The organism is Devosia sp. Root635, assembly GCF_001427605.1.
Lineage (GTDB): Bacteria > Pseudomonadota > Alphaproteobacteria > Rhizobiales > Devosiaceae > Devosia.
In genome coordinates this window covers 92,546-110,961 of sequence record NZ_LMGZ01000021.1, presented here as the reverse complement: position 1 = coordinate 110,961, position 18,416 = coordinate 92,546, and the positions used below count along the sequence as shown (strand labels likewise).

Below are 18,416 nucleotides of genomic sequence, written 5' to 3'. Positions count from 1 at the left end.
GAGGCTCCCCTTACTCGATGACGACGAGCGGCTCGCCGTATTCCACCGGCTGGGCATCCTGGACGAGGATGCGCGTGACGGTGCCGGAGCGGTGCGCCGGGATCTGGTTCATCGTCTTCATCGCTTCGATGATGAGCAGGGTCTGGCCCTCCGTGACCTTGGTGCCGACTTCGGCAAAGGTCGGCTTGCCGGGCTCGGGCGAACGGTAGGCCGTGCCGACCATCGGCGAGGTCAGGGTACCCGGATTGGAGGCCAGGTCTTCGGCGGCGGCGGGGGCGGCTGCGGGGACGGAACCGGCAGGTGTGCTGGGCGCCGGAGCGGCGGCAGGGGCCGGGGCCAGATACTGCGGCGGCGCCGCATAGGTCACGCCTTCATTGGCATAGGAGCGGGTGACACGGACCCGGAAGTCCTCCTGCTCGATCTCGATCTCGGCGAGATTTTCCTTGTTGAGCAGCTCGGCAATGGCCCGGATCAGGTCCTGATCCACTTGCGATGACTTGGTCATTCTTGTCGGTCTCCCGCGCAGCACGCGTTGATCGTTATTTGAGTTTTTCGGCGAGCGCTATCAGCGCCAGTCTATACCCGGTGACGCCAAAGCCGCAAATGACGCCAAAGGCCACGGCCGACACAAAAGAGTGGTGCCGCACCGCTTCCCGCTGGTGGATATTGGAGATGTGGACCTCCGCAACCGGCAGCCCGACGCCCTTGAGGGCATCGTGGATGGCCAGCGAGGTATGCGAATAGGCCGCCGGGTTGATGAGGATGGCATCGGCGGTCTTGCGGGCATCCTGGATCCAGGTGACCAGCTCGCCTTCATGGTTGGATTGGCGGAAATCCACGCTGAGGCCGAATTCGGTGCCGGTCTGTTTGCACAGCGCCTCGACATCCCCAAGCGTTGCGGCGCCATAGATGTCGGGCTCGCGGGTGCCGAGCATATTGAGGTTCGGGCCGTTGAGGACGAGAACGCGTTTAGCCATGATTTTGCCTTTTGCACCGGCGCTTCCGGCCGGCGCAAGTCCGGTTATACGAAATGCACCGAAAAGGCAAAGAACACGGCCAAAGTTGGACTTAGCGGGAATTGGGACCCACCTCGCCACCCCACCGGCGCCTCCCCCGGACTTGATCCGCGGGTCACTCTCAACGCGGTACAAGCGGCGAAAGACCCCCGGATCAAGTCCGGGGGAGGCGATTGTGGGTGGGATAGTGCGGGGTAGTTTCCCGAACTCACCCCTCGCACTGCGTCTCCCCACATGCCCGCATATTGGCGATGCGAGCGCGCAACTCGTCCAGCCCGATGGCACCGGGGATGATCTCGTTGCCGATGATATAGGTCGGCGTGCCGGTGATATTGAGCGCGCGGGCGATCTCGTAGGAGGTCTGGATGGTTTGCGACACGGCTTCGGTGCCCATGTCGAGCTCCAGCGATACCGGTGACAGGCCCAGGTCGGCAGCGGCGGCCAGGGCCACCTGCTTGTCCACCTGGCTGCGGCTGGTGAACAGGGTTTCGTGGAAGGTCCAGTAGTCGACATCGGCATCGCCCACCAGCACGGCGACGCGCGCGGCATCGATCGACTCGTTGGAAAGAATGGGGAATTCCTTGAGCACGACGCGCAGGTCGGGATCTTCGGCCAGCAGCGTCGCCATGTCGGGCAGGGCGGCGCGGCAATAGCCGCAATTATAGTCGAAGAACTCGACCAGCGTGACGTCGCCCTCCGGATTGCCGAGCACGACCTGGCCCGGATCGTTGAAAATGGCGTCCTGCATCGAGGCGATGGCCGTCATGGCTTGGCTGCGTTCCTCCGCCTGCAAGGTGGTATCGAGCGCCACCGACATGCGCTGCAGGATTTTGGGGTCGCTCATCAGGTAGGATTCGATCAGCGGATTGAGCGTTTCCGGATCGATCGCCGCCACGTCCTGGTGTGCCGCGCTGGCCTCCATGATGCGCTTGGCGTCATAAGCCGAAATCGCCTCGTCGATCAGCGCCTGTACGGCCACGGCGTCGGTTTGCGGCACGGGCCGGTTGACGGCCGCGTAGCCAAGAGCCCCGGCAAGAATGCCGACGAGAGCGACAAGGACAAGAGTGACGCGCGACATGACTTGTGGCTCTCCATTGATGGTCGGCCAGCCTTCTAGCAGACGCGACGCCATTTTGGCAGCAGGGAGTGAATGTGGCACTGACGGCAATATCAATTGTTGTTGAGGGGCAGGGCGGAAGCGGCTAGTTGCTCAGGCTGTCGTTGACCTTCTGCACCTCTCCCCCGAAGGGAGAGGTAAAGAAGGAGTTCCCATGACCGACCTGCCGACCGATGGCCTGATGCCGTTCCACGCCATGGAAATCCTCAAGCGCGCCAAGGCTATCGAGGCAACTGGTCGCAATGTGTGCCATCTGGAGGTCGGCGAGCCCGGCTCGCCCCCAGCGCCTCGGGTCATCGAGGCAGTAGCGCGGGCGCTGCCGCAGGCGCAGGGCTACACCAATGCCAAGGGGCTGGCCGAATTGCGCGACGGGCTGGCCCACTACTATGAGGAGCAGCACAGTGTCGCCGTGGACCCCGATTCCATCCTCGCCACGATGGGATCGTCGGCCGGCTTCATCATCGCCTTCCACACCGCCTTTCGCCCCGGCGCCCGGATCGCCATCACGCGCCCCGGTTATCCGGCCTATGTGAATACGCTGCTGGGTCTCGGCTTCGGCATGGTGGAAATTCCCCTCGAAGCTGCCAATGGCTGGCGGCTGACCGGTGCCGACATTGCTGCTGCCCATGCCGCGACGCCCTTCGAAGGCCTGCTGTTCGCCAGCCCCGCCAATCCCACCGGCGCGGCGGTGGACCGGGCGGGGCTCGCCGATATCGTCACCACCTGCCGGCGCCTCGGCGTGCGGCTGATTTCCGATGAGATTTACCACGGCCTCGACTATCGCGGCCCCTCGGTCAGCGCGCTGGAGCTGACTCGCGATGCCATCGTCATCAACAGCTTTTCCAAATACTATTGCATGACCGGCTGGCGCATCGGCTGGATGGTGCTGCCCGACGACCTGGTGCGGCGTGCCGAAATCCTGCAGCAGAACCTGTTCATCTCGGCGCCGACCCTGAGCCAGATCGCCGCCACCGTGGCGCTCGGTGAGCGCGACTATGCCGAGGAACAGAAGGCGGCCTATGCGGTCAATCGCGGCCTGCTGGACCACGGCCTGCACACTCTGGGCTTCGATATCGGCAGCCCGGCCGATGGCGCCTTCTATGCCTATGCCGGCATTTCCCGCTTTTCCAACGACTCCCTGCGCTTCTGCGAGAGGCTGCTCGACGAGGCCGGCGTCGCCGCGACGCCGGGCATCGATTTCGACCGCGTCGGCGGCAACCGCTATGTGCGGTTTTCCTATGCGGGCACGCGCGACAGCATCGAGCTGGCCTTGCAGCGGATGGCCGGGTTCCTGCAGTAAGGCGGCCGCGGCAAATGCCGACAAGTTTATCTATCGGCGGCAGGCGCCCTTAAGGCCCGGCCACTATACTGTGGGAGCATTGGTAGGATGGAGGTCCACGCCATGCAGGCCCATGAAGCCGATCCGGGCGTTCTCGCCCATTGCGCTGCCATCGTGGTTGCCCACGACGAGCCCGACACCGCCGCCCTGATCTCGCTGGGCGAAAAGGTCGGCTTCGGGGTGGTTTCCGGCTCCGCCGATTTTGCCGGCAACGACTGGCATATCCACCGCATCCTGTTCTTTCTCGTCCATTACGGCATTGGGATGGACGCCAAGCGGCAATTGCTCGACCGCGTGCGTCACGCCGGCTCGGTCAACATCTGCTTCGCGCCGGTGGTGCTGTTCCTGCAGGACGGACCGGGTGACGAGATGCTCGAATATATCGAGATGGGGTTCGACGACGTCATCTGCCTGCCGGAGAACAGCCATATCGTCAGTACCCGGCTGGCGTCCCAGATCGGCCAGGAGCAGACCTATATCGAGACGCGCCGTTATCTGGGCCCGGACCGGCGCCGCATGGAACTGCCGGGGCACAGCCACCCGGAGCGGACCGGTGATCAGGATCACACCAACCTGACGCTGCTGCGCACGCCGGAGATGGGTGTGCAGATCCTGCGCCGGCAGTTGATCGTCAAGGCGCGGCCGGTCTGAGCCGGAAATGAAAAGGCGGCCCGCAGGCCGCCTTTGTTGTCTGTGGAGTATCGGAACGCTCCTAGCCGAGGCCGAGACGGCGCTGCCACCAGCCGGCCTTCTTCTTGGGCTCCGCCTCGCCTTCGGCTTCCGCCTTGGGTGCGCTGGACGACACCACGATGCCTTCGGCCGGAAGCTCCTTCTTGGCGCGGCGCGGCTTGGGCGCGTCGGCCGTGGCTTCCGCGACAGGGGCGGGAGCGGCCTCGGCCACCGTTGCGGCCGGTGCCGCTTCGGCGGTTTCCGCCTTGGGTTTGCGGGCCCGCGGCTTGCGCTTGGGCTTTTCGTCCGCGGCCGGAGCCTCGGCGTCCACGGGCGCCACCACGGGCGCCGCATCGACCGGTGTGGCTTCGACGGTCTCTTCGACCTTCTTGCGGCGGGTGCGCTTGGGCTTTTCGACCGGCGCCGGCTCGGCAACGACCGCCGGTTCCTCAGCCACGATTTCATCCTGGGCCAGCAATTCATCCGCCACAGCCGAAGTCTCGGCAGCCGTCAGGCCTTCCCTGGTCGGCGAGGGGGCCTTTTCGGCGCCCTCTTCGCCATCGCGGCGATTGCGGCGACCGCCACGGCGGCCACGGCGGCGGCGCTTGCGCGTTTCGCCGTCGGACTGGCCTTCGCCGGACGGACGCGCGGAATTTTCGTCCTCGTCGCCTTCGCCGTCCTCGTCACTGCCTTCGGCATCGCCTTCAACTGCCGGCGCCTGGGCGGCGCGCTGCTGCTGCGGACGCTGGCCGCCTTCTTCGCGCTCGGAACCGCCACGACGGCGGCGGCGACGGCGGCGACGGCCGCCTTCGCCCTCGCTGCCCTCGGCAGCAGCGGATGGACGCTCTTCGGCATCCTCGTCCTCGATATCCTCGGCAATGTCTTCTTCTTCGATCGCGTCATCGATGACGGCGCTGTCGACGCGGACATGCTCGGTGGCGCGCTGCTCGGCATAGGCGATGACACGGGCCTCGCCCTTTTCGATGGCGAACTGGTGGCCGGTCATCTTGCCGTCGGCGGTGATGGTGATCGAGAGCTGGTTGCGGATTTCCAGCGCCGTCAGCGTCTCGCGCTTGAAGTTGAGGATGTAGAGCGCGACTTCCACCGGCACCCGCACATTGATCGACTGACCCTGGCGGCGCAGCACGTGATCCTCGATATGGCGCATGATCATCAGCGCCAGCGATTCGGTGGAGCGCACCAGGCCGGTGCCGTCGCAGATCGGGCATTTGTGCGTGGAACTTTCCACCACGCCGAAACGGATGCGCTGGCGGCTCATTTCCATGAGGCCGAAGTGCGAAATGCGGCCCACCTGGATGCGGGCGCGATCGTCCTTGAGGCAATCCTTGAGCTTGCGCTCGACGGCCCGGTTGGAGCGGTTCTCCATCATGTCGATGAAGTCGATGACGATGAGGCCGGCAAGGTCGCGCAGGCGGAGCTGGCGGGACACTTCCTCGGCGGCTTCCAGATTGGTCTGGAGCGCGGTGTCCTCGATATTGTGCTCCTTGGTGGAGCGACCCGAATTCACGTCGATGGAGACGAGCGCTTCGGTCGGGTTGATGACGATGTAGCCGCCGGAGGGCAGGGTGACCGTCGGCGAGAACATCGAGTCGAGCTGCGCCTCGATATTGTACTTGCTGAACAGCGGCTGGTCTTCGACGTAGGGCTTCACGTTCTTGGCGTGGGACGGCATGATCATCTTCATGAAGTCCTTGGCCTCGCGATAGGCGCTGTCGCCCGCCACGAACACCTCGTCGATATCCTTGTTGTAGAGGTCGCGAATGGTCCGCTTGATCAGCGAGCCTTCCTCATAGACCAGGCACGGCGCCTGGCTCTTGAGCGTCAGCGAGCGCACGCTCTCCCAAAGGCGCATCAGATATTCGAAGTCGCGCTTCACCTCGGCCTTGGTGCGCGAGGCGCCAGCCGTGCGCAGGATCACGCCCATGCCCTGCGGCACTTCGAGATCGCTGGTGATTTCCTTGAGCCGCTTGCGGTCGGCAGCGTTCGTGATCTTCCGGGAGATTCCGCCACCACGGGCGGTGTTCGGCATCAGCACAGAATAGCGGCCGGCCAGCGACAGGTAGGTGGTGAGAGCCGCGCCCTTGTTGCCGCGCTCTTCCTTGACCACCTGCACCAGCATCACCTGCCGGCGCTTGATGACTTCCTGGATTTTGTAGTGGCGGCGATTCTGGCTCTGGCGACGGCGCTCCGGCACTTCCTCCAGCGCATCGGCACCGCCGATCGATTCGACCGGCTCGGCATTGGCCGGCGCCTGCTCGATATGGCTGGCGTCCTCGGTCTCCTGCGGGTCGGCCTCGGCGTCTGGCTCGGTCACGCCCTCGGGGAGGGAGATGTTCTCGTCGGCATCGTCGTGGTGATCGTCCTCGGCCTCCTCGTCGCGCAGCAGGGCTTCGCGGTCGGCAACCGGGATCTGGTAATAGTCGGGGTGAATTTCGCTGAAGGCAAGGAAGCCGTGGCGATTGCCGCCATATTCCACGAACGCAGCCTGCAGGGACGGCTCAACGCGCGTGACCTTGGCGAGGTAGATATTGCCCCGCAACTGGCGGCGGGTCGCCGACTCAAAGTCGAATTCGTCGAGCCTGTTACCCGATGTGACGACGATCCGTGTTTCTTCCGGGTGGATGGCATCCACCAGCATTCTCTTGGTAGCCATAATGAACTCCGCGCGCTCGCGCGCCGACAAGAGGGCGCCGGAAAGCCGGAATCCTTCTCATAGCGCTGTGCGAGGCAAATGGTTTGGGGTGTGTGGCGCGCGGAAGCTCTGCCTTGGGCGCGCCGATATGTGTGGTCACGGCCGGAAGATGCAGCGTGGCAAAACGGCAATCGGAAAATTCGATCGCGTCGCGTTCTGTCCGCCTGCGGGCCATCTGACCTCTTCCTATTGGGCCGCCGGCATCCGGGGATGAATGGCAGCCGTCCGGTCCGGTGGGACCGAAATTCGTAGCGAAGCGCAGGATTTGCCGCTTCTGAACCGGCCGTCGGGATTTCTCTTCGTTCCCCTGGACCGGCCACTTCCTGGCACCGCTGTCGTTGCCCCTGGGGCTACGCAAACTGGTGCTGCAGGAAGCTTGCGCCTCGCGTCTAGCGTGTAGGGATGTTGCGACCGAATGGCAACAGGAAAGTCAAAACCGGCCGGGGCAGACCATTTCACCGCCGGTTTCTTGGCCCGTCGGGCAAATCATCGCATAAGGGCTGTCGCGCCGTAGAATCGCCCGATCGGGGTGGCATATGGCGCGTGCTGAATTTGGGGCCGGTCTGCGCTTGTTGAAACCCGTTCGTCTGCTTGTCCTGCCGCTGCTGGTGGCATTGTTTGCGGCACTGTCGCTGTCGGCCATGCCGAAAGCCCAGGACAATGCGGCCGAAGCACCGCCGGCCACGCCACTGGTCGGCCTGCCCAATGTTATGGATGTCCGTGTTTCCGTCACGCCCGAGCGGGCGCGGCTGGTGATCGACCTCGCGGCCAGGACCGAATTCGCCCTGGTGTCACTGAGCGGTCCCGACCGGCTCGCCATCGACGTGCGGGCCGCGACCTTCTCGGTGCCCGAGCCGAGCGGCAAGCCGGCGGGCGAGGGCGGCAGTATCGCCGAATACCTGGTCGAGCAGGCGGCGCCCGATCGCGTGCGGACCACCCTGACCCTTTCGGCCCCCGCCCAGGTGCAGCAGGCCTATATGCTCGATCCGTTCGAGGACCAGCCGGCGCGGCTGGTGGTGGATGTGATCCCCGCCACGGCGGAGGAATTCGCGGCCAATGTGGCGCGCGACCTCGCGGCATCCGGCGCCGCCGCGCCCGTCGCCGATATCTCGACGCCGGCCGGTGGTTCCGAGCTGCCCATCGCCACGCGGCCGCTGGTGGTCATCGATCCTGGCCATGGCGGCATCGACAGCGGCGCCGAAACCGTCGACGGCATCAAGGAAAAGGACATCGTGCTTGCCTTTGCCCAGCGCCTGCAGGCCTTGCTGGTTGCCTCCGGCCGCTTCGACGTGGCGCTGACCCGCGAGGACGACACCTTCCTGCGGCTCGAGGAGCGCGTGGCCCTGGCCCGTGCCAACAAGGCGGACTTGTTCATCTCCATTCACGCCGACAGTTTCCAGCAGCCCGAGATTCGCGGCGCCAGCGTCTACACCCGCGACGAGAACGCGACCGACGTGCTCGACAAGATACTGGCCGATAACGAGAACAAGACCGATGTCATCGCCGGCTTCGCCATGCCGCAGATGGCACCCGAAGTGGTGGATATCCTGCTCGACCTGATGCGGCGCGAAATGCGGCACCAGTCGTTTACGGCGGCCCAGGCCATCGTCCATCAGCTCGAGCCCAGTGTCGAGCTGCGGCGCTTTCCGGTGCGACAGGCCGATTTCTTCGTGCTGCAGGCGCCCGACGTGCCATCGGTGCTGGTGGAGCTGGGCTTCCTGTCCAATGCCGCCGACATGGCCAACCTGCTTGCCGATCCGTGGCAAGATCGTACTGCCGACGCCTTGGCACGCGGCATTTCCACCTATTTCGACGGCCTCGCGCCGGAGGAGTGATGTGACAATTGCGCCACGCGCCGCGGCAAGTGTCCGCGGCGCGCTGGCATTGCGGGCTTGTGATCCACTTTCGAGCCGCCGTCTGCTATGATTCTGCAGCCAATCCGCTGCGCGGAATGACATGACGGGCCGGTCGCCCGTCTCGGAGAAAATGACTTTATGCTGCGCTTGCTCGGTTGGATTTTTGGCTTCGGGATGTTCGTCGCCCTGGCAGGCGTCGCCGTAGCCGCGGTCTACCTGACCACCGTTTCCGCCGGCCTGCCCGACTATACCGTGCTCAAGGACTACCAGCCGCCGGTGACGACGCGCGTCCACGCCGCCGATGGCACGCTACTGGCCGAATTCGCCCGCGAGCGCCGGCTGTTCCAGCCCATCGAAACCGTCCCGCCGCTGCTGGTACACGCCTTCCTCTCGGCCGAGGACAAGGACTTCTACTCCCATGGCGGCATCGCCATCGATGGCGTGTTCCGCGCCCTGCGCGACAACCTCATGGCGCGGCTGGACGGCAATACCGCTATCCAGGGCGGCGGCTCCTCGATCACCCAGCAGGTGGCCAAGAATTTCCTGCTCACCTCCGAACAGACCTGGGACCGCAAGCTGCAGGAAGCCCTGCTGGCCATCCGCATCGAGTCGACCTTTTCCAAGGACCGCATTCTCGAACTCTATCTCAACGAGATCTTCCTCGGCCTCAATTCCTATGGTGTGGCCGCTGCGGCCCTGAACTATTTCGACAAGGCGCTTTACGAGCTGACCCTGAGCGAAGCCGCCTATATCGCCGCGCTGCCCAAGGGGCCGAACAACTACCATCCCTTCCGCCGCCCGCAGGCCGCCATCGAGCGCCGCAACTGGGTCATCGACCGCATGGTCGAGAATGGCTATGCGACCCCGGAAGAGGCGGCCATCGCCAAGGACGAGCCGCTCAACGTCATCCCCCGCGCCGGCGGCAGCCAGCTCTATTCGGCCGAATATTTCACCGAGGAAGTACGCCGCGAGCTGGCCAAGCTCTATGGCGAGGACCAGCTCTATGGCGGGGGCCTCTCGGTGCGCACCACGCTCGAGCCCCGGCTGCAGGAATATGCCCGCAAGGCGCTGATGGATGGGCTGATCGCCTATGATCACGGCAAGGGCTTCCGCACCCCGGTCGCCAGTATCGAGATCGGCGAGGATTGGGGGCTGGATGTCGCCAAGATCGCCCCGCTCAGCGATGTGCCGGAATGGCAGCTCGCCGTGGTGCTGGAAATGGGCAGCAATGAGGCCAGCATCGGCCTGCGCCCCGATGGCCTGGCCGGCGGCGCCGTGGCAGACGATCGTATCGTGGGCACGTTGTCCGGCCCGGAGATCAAATGGGTCTCCAAGCCCTTGCAGGATATTCTTAAAGTCGGAGATGTGGTCTACGTCTCCCCGGTTTCGGGCAAGACCGGCATCTATACGCTCGAACAGGTCCCCGAGATCGAGGGCGCCCTGGTCGCGATGGATCCGCGCACCGGCCGCGTCCTGGCCATGGTCGGCGGCTTCTCCTACGCCCTCAGCGAGTTCAACCGTGCCACCCAGGCCCTGCGCCAGCCCGGCTCCTCCTTCAAGCCCATCGTCTATGCCGCCGCGCTCGACAATGGCTATACGCCGGCCTCGGTCGTACTCGACGCCCCGGTGGAAATCCGCAATGCCGATGGCTCGATCTGGCGGCCTGAAAACTATGCGCAGGAATTCTACGGTCCGCAGACCCTGCGGCGCGGCATCGAACGCAGCCGTAACGTCATGACCGTGCGGCTGGCCCGCGATATCGGCATGCCGCTGGTGGCCGAATACGCCAAGATGTTCGGCGTCTACGACACCATGCAGCCGGTGCTGGCCATGGCGCTGGGCGCCGGCGAAACCACCGACATGCGCATGACCGCGGCCTATGCCACCATCGCCAATGGCGGCCGCAAGATCGTGCCGACCCTCATCGACCGCATCCAGGATCGCTATGGCGTCACCGTCTACAAGCACGACCAGCGCCTGTGCCAGGGCTGCGAGGCGACGGATTGGCACGGGCAGGGCGAGCCGCTGATCGTCGACAACCGCGAACAGGTGCTCGACCCGATGACCGCCTACCAGATCACCTCGATGCTGGAAGGCGTGGTGCAGCGCGGCACCGGCACCGCTGCCCGCGTGCTCAACCGCCCGGTAGCCGGCAAGACCGGCACCACCAACGACTACAAGGATGCCTGGTTCGTCGGCTTCACGCCCGAACTCGCCGTCGGCGTCTATGTCGGCTACGACCAGCCGCGCTCCATGGGCTCTTCGGTCACCGGCGGCACCTTCGCCGTGCCGATCTTCACTGAATTCATGCAGAAGGCGCTCGAAGGCACGCCGCCAAGCCAATTCAACGTGCCGTCGGGCATGACCACGGCCTGGATCAACCCCAATTCCGGCGTCAAGGCCTTCGACGGCGAAGCCGCCATCGAGGAGGCCTTCAAGCCGGGCACCGGGCCGAACCTGATAACCTCGGTCATCGGTGTCGATGTCAATGCCTTCGACGCCATCCAGCGCCAGCAGTTGATGCAGCAGCAATACGGCTCGGGCTTCACGACGCAGCCGGGCGGGCAGCCGAGCCAGGGCGGGGCCAACCAGCCCGTCTATGATCGCACCACCGGCCAGTGGGTCTATCCGGGACGCGGGGGCCTCTTTTAGTCCCGACTCCCGTCAAGAGTTGATCCCCGTGCCTACCTCCGCTAAACGGGGCGCCGCTATTGAAGGAATTGTCCAATGCGTACGGAAATCGAAAAGACCGTCGCCGAAATCGAGCAGGTTCTGACCCTGCTGAGGAGGCATCTTTGACTGGGATACTGCTGAACTGCGCCTCGACGCGCTGACCGCCGAGACCGAATCCCCCGATTTCTGGAACGATCCCGAACAGGCCCGCGCCAAGATGCGCGAGCGCGACGAGCTCGACGTGGCCGTCAAGGCGGTGCGCGAGCTGGAATCGGGCATCCGCGACAATGCCGAACTGATCGAGATGGGCGAGGCCGAAGGCGATGCCGACATCGTCAGGGACGCCGAAAACGCCCTGATCGAGCTCAAGCAATCCGCCCGCCGCCGCCAGATCGAGACGCTGCTGTCGGGCGAAGTCGATGCCAATGACTGCTATGTCGAAATCCACTCCGGCGCCGGCGGCACCGAAAGCCAGGACTGGGCCAACATGCTGCTGCGCATGTATACCCGCTGGGCCGAACGCTGGAAGATGAAGGTCGAAGTGCTCGAAATGCACGACGGCGAAGAAGCCGGCATCAAGTCGGCGACCATCCTGGTCAAGGGTCACAATGCCTATGGATGGCTCAAGACCGAAAGCGGCGTACACCGCCTGGTCCGCATCAGCCCCTACGATTCGGCAGCACGCCGGCATACCAGCTTTTCGAGCTGCTGGGTCTATCCGGTGGTCGATGATTCCATCGATATCGAGATCCGCGAAGCCGACCTCAAGGTCGATACCTACCGCGCCTCGGGCGCCGGCGGGCAGCACGTCAACACCACCGACTCGGCCATCCGCATCACCCACGTCCCCTCGGGCATCATCGTCGCCTGCCAGCAGGAGCGCAGCCAGCACAAGAACCGTGCGACGGCCATGGCGATGCTGAAATCGCGCCTCTACGAGGCCGAATTGCAGAAGCGCGAGGAAGCCGCCAACGCCCAGGCCGCCAGCAAGACCGATATCGGCTGGGGCCACCAGATTCGCTCCTACGTGCTGCAGCCCTACCAGATGGTCAAGGACTTGCGCACCAGCGTCGAAAGCGGCCAGCCCTCCGTGGTGCTGGATGGCGACCTCGACGAATTCATGGAAGCGGCCCTGGCCCAGCGCGTCGGCGTGGCAACGGATGTGACGGCGGAGTGAGCCGGACCGACGCTGGAACACTCCGGCTCGTAGCCGCTACCGATGCCCATTTCGCAGCGCTGGCCGCGAATGAGGCGCCGGATGGGTTTGGCCTGCCCGAAGGCGGTGTCGATGCCCGCGAGGTTATCGAATTGGTTGGGGGCCTGGCCAAAAAAGTCAGGCTCCAGATCGATCCAGCGGCCTGGCTGATTGTCGATGACAACGAGGTGGTGGGGCTGTGCTCGATCACCAAACCCTTTGCCAGCCCCGGTGTGGTCGAGATCGGCTACGGCATCGCCCCGGAGCGCCGTGGCCGCGGATGTGCGACGCGAGCCGTGGGCAAACTGCTGGACCTGCTGCAGGCGGATGCGCGGATCGGCATTGTTGCCGCCGAGACTGCGGTCGACAATCCGGCGTCGCAACGAATTCTGGAAAAGAACGGCTTCATGCGGATGGGCGGACGGATCGACCCAGACGACGGTCCGGTGCTCTGCTGGCAGGTGGCGGTCGATTAGCCCAGCAGCGCCAGCAACCGCCTGCCGGCTTCCAGAAACGCCTTGGGGTTGATCGCGCTATCAGACTTGCGCACCTCGAAATGCAGGTGCGGGCCGGTGGAGCGCCCGGTGGAACCCACTTTGGCGATCGGTGTGCCGGTATTGACCGCTTGGCCGACCTCGCTGAGGAAGCCCGAAAGGTGGCCATAGCGGCTGATCAGCCCATTGGCATGGGTTACCTCCACCACATTGCCATAGCCCGACTTGGTGCCGACAAAACTGACCACGCCCTTGCCGGCGCTGAGAACGGTGGTGCCCTTGGGCGCGGCGAAATCAAGGCCTGAATGGAAGGCGCGGCTGCCGGTAAACGGGTCGGTGCGGTTGCCGAAGCCGGAACTCTGGCGGAAACTGCCGGATATCGGCATGTGGACCGGCGCGCCGTCGATGCCGTCGCGCGCCGCCTTGTAGCGCACCAGCGCCGCCATCACGGCATTGGCGTCGTCCACCGTCGCCGAAGCCTCGCCATCATCCTGGGGCAGCAGCAGCGGGCCTCCCACGCCCTCCAGGTCCGCCGGCAGGTCGACGGCAATGCCCAGTTCGGACAGTTCGGCCACGATGCTGTCGGTGCGCCGGGTCGCCGTTTCGGCGATGGAGGTCATGGCGAACTGGGTTTCATCCATCATCTGTGCCACGGCCGCCGCGGTGGCGTCGATATCGGGATTGCCGCCGGAGCTGGGCGCCAGGTCGCCCGCATCCGCGACCGGCAATGGGGCGGCCTCGATGCCCAGTTCACCGGCCTTGTCGACCAGGACGCGCACCAGTTGATGCTGCTCTATGAGCACTTCCTGCTGCTGCGCCAGTTCCTGCAATTGCAGGTTGATGTCGCCGGCCTGCGCATAGCTGCGCGAATGCAGGCGGTCGACCTCGACGCGCAGTTGCGCGATGCGATTTTCATAGGCCTCGATGACCTGCTCGTTCTGGCCGCTCAGCAGGCGGGCAATGTCGGGCGCCAGTAGAAAGCCGGTAGCGAGCAGGCCATTGCCGGCGAGCAGCACGGCGAACATGCAGTAGAACAAGGCGGGGTGGATTCCCTGGCGCAGCGACCTGGCATGCGACCCGTGGTCGGACCGCCCGAAACTGGCCTGTTCACGCACCCAACTCTACCCCGTAACGCCCCGAATATGGTGTGCGGAGTATGACGCGACATGGTTAACAAAGCCTATTTGCGAGGCGCGCCAGACACATGCGCATCAAGCGCCTCCAGCATTTTCTGGGCATGCCCAAGGATGCGGGTGGCGCGAATGATACGGGCCACTCTGCCATCGGCGCCGATGATGAAGGAGGTGCGGATCAGCCCCATGAACTCCCGGCCATACAGTTTCTTGAGCTTCCACAGCCCAAAAGCCTCGATTGCCTGATGCTCCGGATCGGCCGCCAGCGGTGAAACGAGGCCATATTTCCTGCGGAACTTGACGTGGCTCTCGACGCTGTCGGGCGAAATGCCGACCAGCCTGGCGCCCTTGGCCGAGAAGGCCGCCGCCCGCTCGGAGAATTCCTTGTTCTCATCCACGCAGCCGCCGGAATCGTCTTCCGGATAGAAGTAGAGCACCACCGGCCTGCCGCGCTGGGCGGACAGCTGGAACGTGCTGCCATCGTCGAGGGGCAGGGTGAAATCGGGGGCGAGATCGCCTTCGTTCAGGTCCGGCATGGGCAGGCCTTCCATTCAACAGGTGCGGCGCGTCAGAATGTGGGTGTCAGTGCCATATTCCAGCCGGTATCATTGGGCAAGAGACCGCCTTCTGCGGTTGATTCTCGAGGTGCCAGCAGATAACGGCAAGGCCTCTTTCTGGAAGCAAGTGAGCGCGTCAACCTTACCCGCAGACACCTCGATTCCGCCGCCTGCGCAGCGCAAACGGCCCCCTGCGCGACATGCAGCCAAGCTGGCTGTGTGGTTGCTTGGCATTCCTTCGGTCCTGGCGCTGCTGTTCTATCTCGTCCTGCTGGTGACGCCGGTGCGCCTGCCTTTCGGTGCCGAGGCCGTGCGTTCGCTGATCCAGGCGGCCCTGCCGCCCACCTCCAGCCTCCAATTGGGCGAAATGAATCTGGCGCTGGAAAACGGCGTCTGGCCCGTCGTCCAGTTCGCGCCGGTCCTGCTGACCGACAGCAAGTCGGGCGCCCGCGTCGCCATGGACGCATTGGAAATCGGCTTTTCGCCGGCCCGCGCCCTGTTCGGCCAGCCCGGCGCCACCGTGACCATCGTGCGCCCACACATCCAGATGGTGCAGGATCTGTTCGGTCCGCGCATCGCCAGCTTCGAGCTGCTCGACGACCCCGCCGGCGGCCCGCCGACCGTACGGGTGCAGGAGGGGCAGGATGCCTTCCCTTCCGTCGGCATCTCCGCCGATGGCGTCGACATTTCCGGCAGCGGTGAGCCAATGGTCATGCGCTCGGACAATGAGTGGCTGATCTACAATCTCGAAGCCAGCGAGCAAGGCATTGCCGACATTGTCGAGCAGGCCGCCCAGGGGCGCTTTTCCCGGCTGGTCATCCGCGACGGCACCATCGACATGAATGATTCCGTCTACGGCCTTTTCCGCCGCTTCGAAGCGATCAATCTCGAGATCGGCCCCACGCCGGACCGCCGCAACACCAATGGCACCTTCTCGGCGTCATTGGGCGGACGCACCATGACCGGCAACCTGTCGCGCACGGTCGACGACGACGGCAATGCGCGGCTCGAAGCCGATGTCACCAATATCGACTTCGCCGCCTTCCTGCCCTTCATCGACGATGCCACCAGCGTTGCCGCCCTGCGCGGCGCCGGGGCACTATCCATCGACGTCAACTTCGAGCCGGCCGCCGGCAAGCTGGTGGATGGCCGCTTCAAGATCGACCTGACCGGCATCGACCTGCGCATTGCCGACGCCTATTTCCCGGTCGCCAGCTCGATCCTGGACATCACCTGGGTTCCCGAGGCAGGGCAATTCATCCTCGACGAGGCGGCCCTGCAGATCGGGCAGAGCAGCGCCTACATTTCGGGCGTCTTCGCCATGGGGCTGGACCCGACCTACGGCCCCACCCTGGGCCTCTCGCTGCATGCCCGCGATGTCGTCATCCACCCCAATGACATGGCGCCGCCGGCCGAGCCGTTCGAAACCATGGATTTTTCCGGCTGGTCGGCGCCATTGTACGGTGCCCTCGGTATCGATCGCTTCCTGGCCCGCAAGGGAGAGGCCACGGTAGAGACGACAGGCCGCATCGATATGCTCCGGGCCGGCCTGGGCATCCAGATGACCGTGGCCGGGCAGGGCGTCAGCGCCGACGATCTGAAGCGCCTCTGGCCCTATATCATGGGCGGCGACAGCCGCGACTGGTTCGTGGCCAATGTGACCGACGGCACGGTGGCCAGTTCGCGCATGGATTTCAACTTTCCGGTCGGCAGCCTGGGCCTCGCCGGCGAGGACAAGCCGATCCCCAGGGACAGCATGCAGATCGACATGATCGGCACCGGCGTCGCCATCAAGCCCACAGCCGCGATGGCGCCCATCGCCATCGATGGTGAAACCCGGCTCCAGGTCGATGACAGCAACGTCACCATTTCGGCCGGCGGCGGCAAGCTGGCGACCGATGCCGGCGAGATCAGCGTCGCCAATCCGGCTTTGGTGATGGACAACTCCAGCCCGGCCGAAAGCATCATCGAAATTTCCGGCGACATCACCGCGCCCATCCCGGCATTGCTCGACCTCGCCCGTGACCAGCAGCCCGAGGCATTGGCCAACGCCCAGCTCCCGGTCGACCTGGCAGCGCTCACCGGCGCGGTCGATCTGGGTCTCGTCGCCACCATCAGCCTCGCCGATGAGGCCAGCGGCCGGCCGATGGATATCGACTATGTCGTCAACGGCACCGTGGCAGATTTCGCCAGCTCACAACCGATCCAGGACCGGCGGATCGGCAATGGACAACTGGCCTTCAGCGCCAGTCAGGATGGCTACCAGCTTGGCGGCACCGCCGAAATCGACGGCATGCCGGCCGAAATCGAAATTGCCGGTACGCCAACCACCGACCCGACCTTCCGGCTATCCGCGACCATCGACGTGGCCGATCTGGCCGATATGGGGTTCGACGCGTCCGAATTCCTCTCCGGCCGCGTGCGCTTCGTCGCCCAGCCACTGGCCAACGGGTCGCTAAAGATGGGGGTCGATCTCAAGGATGCCGCGCTCGATATCAAGGATATTGGCATCCGCAAGGCCGCCGGCACCTCGGGCACGTTGAGCGCCATCATCACGCCGGCCGGCGAGATCACCCAGCTCAACGACATCGACCTGTCCTTCGGCACGGTGCGCGCCATCGGTGATATCACCTATCACGCCACCGAGGGCCTGCAGGCCGCCAGCTTCCGCCAGTTCGGGCTGAGTGCCGGCGACAATGCCCAACTGGATCTGGTGCCCATGGATGGCGGCTATGCTGTCCGCATCAGCGGCAGCCAGCTCGACCTCAAGCCGATGCTGCGCCAGTTCTTCGGGCTCGGCGAAGGCGCGGGCGGAGTGCAGTCGACCCAGTTCGACCAGACCATTTCCCTTGACGTCAAGCTCGACCGCGCCCTCGGCTACTATGCCACCACCGCCTTCAACGTCGATCTCGACCTGCTGCTGCGCGGCAGCGACATGCGCCGGGCCAACCTGACGGCGCAGTTCAGCGACGGCAATGCCATCTCGGTCACCACCAATCCGGCCCCCAAGGGCCGCACGCTGTCGGTCGCCTTCAACGATGCCGGCACCATCCTGCGGCTGCTTGGCGTCTATTCGCAACTGGCCGGCGGCTCGGGCAGCCTGGTATTGACCACCGATCGGGATCTCAACGCCGAGGCGGGGCAGTTGATCATGCGGGGCTTTGCCATTGTCGACGAGGCCAATGTCGCACAGGTGCTGGGCAACCACAGCGATTCCCGCGCCGCCATCGCCCAGCAGAACCGGCTCGATTTCGATGTGGCGCAGGTCGACTTCCAGCGTCGTTCCGATCGCGTCGAGGTCACCAACGCCATGCTGACCGGCGATACCGTCGGGGGCACGGCCCGCGGCTTCATCTATACCGACCGCCGGCAATATGACCTCACCGGCACCTATGTCCCCCTGTTCGGGCTCAACAATGCCTTCCAGCAGATACCCATCCTCGGCCCGTTGCTCGGCGGCCGCGAGGGCGAGGGCCTGGTCGGCGTGACCTTTGCCGTGCAGGGCCCGCTGGACAATCCCCAGTTCCGCATCAACCCGCTGTCGATCCTGGTGCCGGGCGCGTTCCGGGAGCTGTTCGAGTTCCGAGCCAAGGAACAGCCGCCTGCAGAGTAGCGGGTAGGCTTTGGTCATACCGTGTGATATTGTGAAAGCCT

13 protein-coding genes are annotated in these 18,416 nt (G+C 64.9%); 7 read left to right on the top strand and 6 right to left on the bottom strand.

What is annotated here, in order from left to right; all coding sequences use genetic code 11:
- Window positions 1-10 precede the first annotated feature (10 nt).
- The 3 genes from accB to ASD80_RS14595 form a co-directional block, all read right to left on the bottom strand.
- The gene (accB, locus tag ASD80_RS14605; protein ID WP_056234194.1) at window positions 11-505 is read right to left on the bottom strand and encodes an acetyl-CoA carboxylase biotin carboxyl carrier protein; all 495 of its coding nucleotides are present in this window, start codon (window positions 503-505) and stop codon (window positions 11-13) included.
- Between the two features lie 34 nt (window positions 506-539).
- On the bottom strand, window positions 540-977 hold the full coding sequence (gene aroQ / locus ASD80_RS14600) for a type II 3-dehydroquinate dehydratase (protein ID WP_056234190.1): 438 nt from the start codon (window positions 975-977) through the stop codon (window positions 540-542).
- A gap of 247 nt (window positions 978-1,224) precedes the next feature.
- Window positions 1,225-2,094: a DsbA family protein gene (locus ASD80_RS14595; protein ID WP_056234189.1), complete on the bottom strand. Its 870-nt coding sequence runs from the start codon at window positions 2,092-2,094 to the stop codon at window positions 1,225-1,227.
- Window positions 2,095-2,287: 193 nt separating this feature from the next.
- On the opposite strand from ASD80_RS14595, the gene ASD80_RS14590 reads away from it, so the two are divergent.
- A complete protein-coding gene (locus ASD80_RS14590) occupies window positions 2,288-3,433 on the top strand; it encodes a pyridoxal phosphate-dependent aminotransferase (protein ID WP_056234186.1) in 1,146 nt (381 codons plus the stop codon).
- A gap of 102 nt (window positions 3,434-3,535) precedes the next feature.
- Window positions 3,536-4,123, top strand: coding sequence for a hypothetical protein (locus ASD80_RS14585; RefSeq protein WP_156460473.1), 588 nt, complete (start codon window positions 3,536-3,538; stop codon window positions 4,121-4,123).
- A gap of 61 nt (window positions 4,124-4,184) precedes the next feature.
- Here ASD80_RS14585 and ASD80_RS14580 read toward each other — a convergent pair whose 3' ends face one another.
- Entirely contained in the window at window positions 4,185-6,815 is a 2,631-nt protein-coding gene (locus ASD80_RS14580) for an Rne/Rng family ribonuclease (protein ID WP_056234474.1), read from the bottom strand.
- Window positions 6,816-7,423: 608 nt separating this feature from the next.
- Between ASD80_RS14580 and ASD80_RS14575 the strand changes: the two genes are divergently transcribed.
- The 4 genes from ASD80_RS14575 (at window position 7,424) to ASD80_RS14560 (ending at window position 13,054) form a co-directional block, all read left to right on the top strand.
- Complete coding sequence (locus ASD80_RS14575; RefSeq protein WP_162247372.1) at window positions 7,424-8,689, top strand: N-acetylmuramoyl-L-alanine amidase; 1,266 nt, start codon at window positions 7,424-7,426, stop codon at window positions 8,687-8,689.
- Window positions 8,690-8,848: 159 nt separating this feature from the next.
- On the top strand, window positions 8,849-11,362 hold the full coding sequence (locus tag ASD80_RS14570; protein WP_082555317.1) for a penicillin-binding protein 1A: 2,514 nt from the start codon (window positions 8,849-8,851) through the stop codon (window positions 11,360-11,362).
- A 75-nt stretch (window positions 11,363-11,437) separates the two neighbouring features.
- A protein-coding gene (gene prfB / locus ASD80_RS14565; RefSeq protein ID WP_156460472.1) for a peptide chain release factor 2 occupies window positions 11,438-12,560 on the top strand; the annotation gives its coding sequence in 2 pieces (ribosomal slippage) (window positions 11,438-11,506 and window positions 11,508-12,560; 1,122 coding nt in all).
- Window positions 12,557-13,054 carry a GNAT family N-acetyltransferase gene (locus tag ASD80_RS14560; RefSeq protein WP_056234175.1) on the top strand — a complete coding sequence of 166 codons (498 nt, stop codon included), beginning with the start codon at window positions 12,557-12,559 and terminating at the stop codon, window positions 13,052-13,054. Before prfB ends, ASD80_RS14560 begins: the two co-directional genes overlap by 4 nt.
- On the opposite strand, the gene ASD80_RS18795 is transcribed toward ASD80_RS14560, so the two are convergent.
- Together ASD80_RS18795 and ASD80_RS14550 are read right to left on the bottom strand one after the other, a co-directional pair.
- Window positions 13,051-14,109, bottom strand: a complete 1,059-nt coding sequence (locus ASD80_RS18795) for a M23 family metallopeptidase (RefSeq protein ID WP_162247371.1) — start codon at window positions 14,107-14,109, stop codon at window positions 13,051-13,053. The genes ASD80_RS14560 and ASD80_RS18795 overlap by 4 nt on opposite strands.
- A gap of 143 nt (window positions 14,110-14,252) precedes the next feature.
- Window positions 14,253-14,741 (bottom strand): peroxiredoxin, encoded by a 489-nt coding sequence (locus ASD80_RS14550; RefSeq protein WP_056234471.1) that lies wholly within the window; start codon window positions 14,739-14,741, stop codon window positions 14,253-14,255.
- A gap of 244 nt (window positions 14,742-14,985) precedes the next feature.
- Between ASD80_RS14550 and ASD80_RS14545 the strand changes: the two genes are divergently transcribed.
- Window positions 14,986-18,375: an AsmA-like C-terminal domain-containing protein gene (locus ASD80_RS14545; RefSeq protein WP_056234170.1), complete on the top strand. Its 3,390-nt coding sequence runs from the start codon at window positions 14,986-14,988 to the stop codon at window positions 18,373-18,375.
- Window positions 18,376-18,416: the final 41 nt, after the last annotated feature.

Excerpts from the sequence above, each read along its gene's own strand:
- accB (WP_056234194.1), bottom strand. The coding sequence starts at position 505 with ATGACCAAGTCATCGCAAGTGGATCAGGACCTGATCCGGGCCATTGCC.
- aroQ (WP_056234190.1), bottom strand. The coding sequence starts at position 977 with ATGGCTAAACGCGTTCTCGTCCTCAACGGCCCGAACCTCAATATGCTC.
- ASD80_RS14595 (WP_056234189.1), bottom strand. The coding sequence starts at position 2,094 with ATGTCGCGCGTCACTCTTGTCCTTGTCGCTCTCGTCGGCATTCTTGCC.
- ASD80_RS14590 (WP_056234186.1), top strand. The coding sequence starts at position 2,288 with ATGACCGACCTGCCGACCGATGGCCTGATGCCGTTCCACGCCATGGAA.
- ASD80_RS14585 (WP_156460473.1), top strand. The coding sequence starts at position 3,536 with ATGCAGGCCCATGAAGCCGATCCGGGCGTTCTCGCCCATTGCGCTGCC.
- ASD80_RS14580 (WP_056234474.1), bottom strand. The coding sequence starts at position 6,815 with ATGGCTACCAAGAGAATGCTGGTGGATGCCATCCACCCGGAAGAAACA.
- ASD80_RS14570 (WP_082555317.1), top strand. The coding sequence starts at position 8,849 with ATGCTGCGCTTGCTCGGTTGGATTTTTGGCTTCGGGATGTTCGTCGCC.
- ASD80_RS14550 (WP_056234471.1), bottom strand. The coding sequence starts at position 14,741 with ATGCCGGACCTGAACGAAGGCGATCTCGCCCCCGATTTCACCCTGCCC.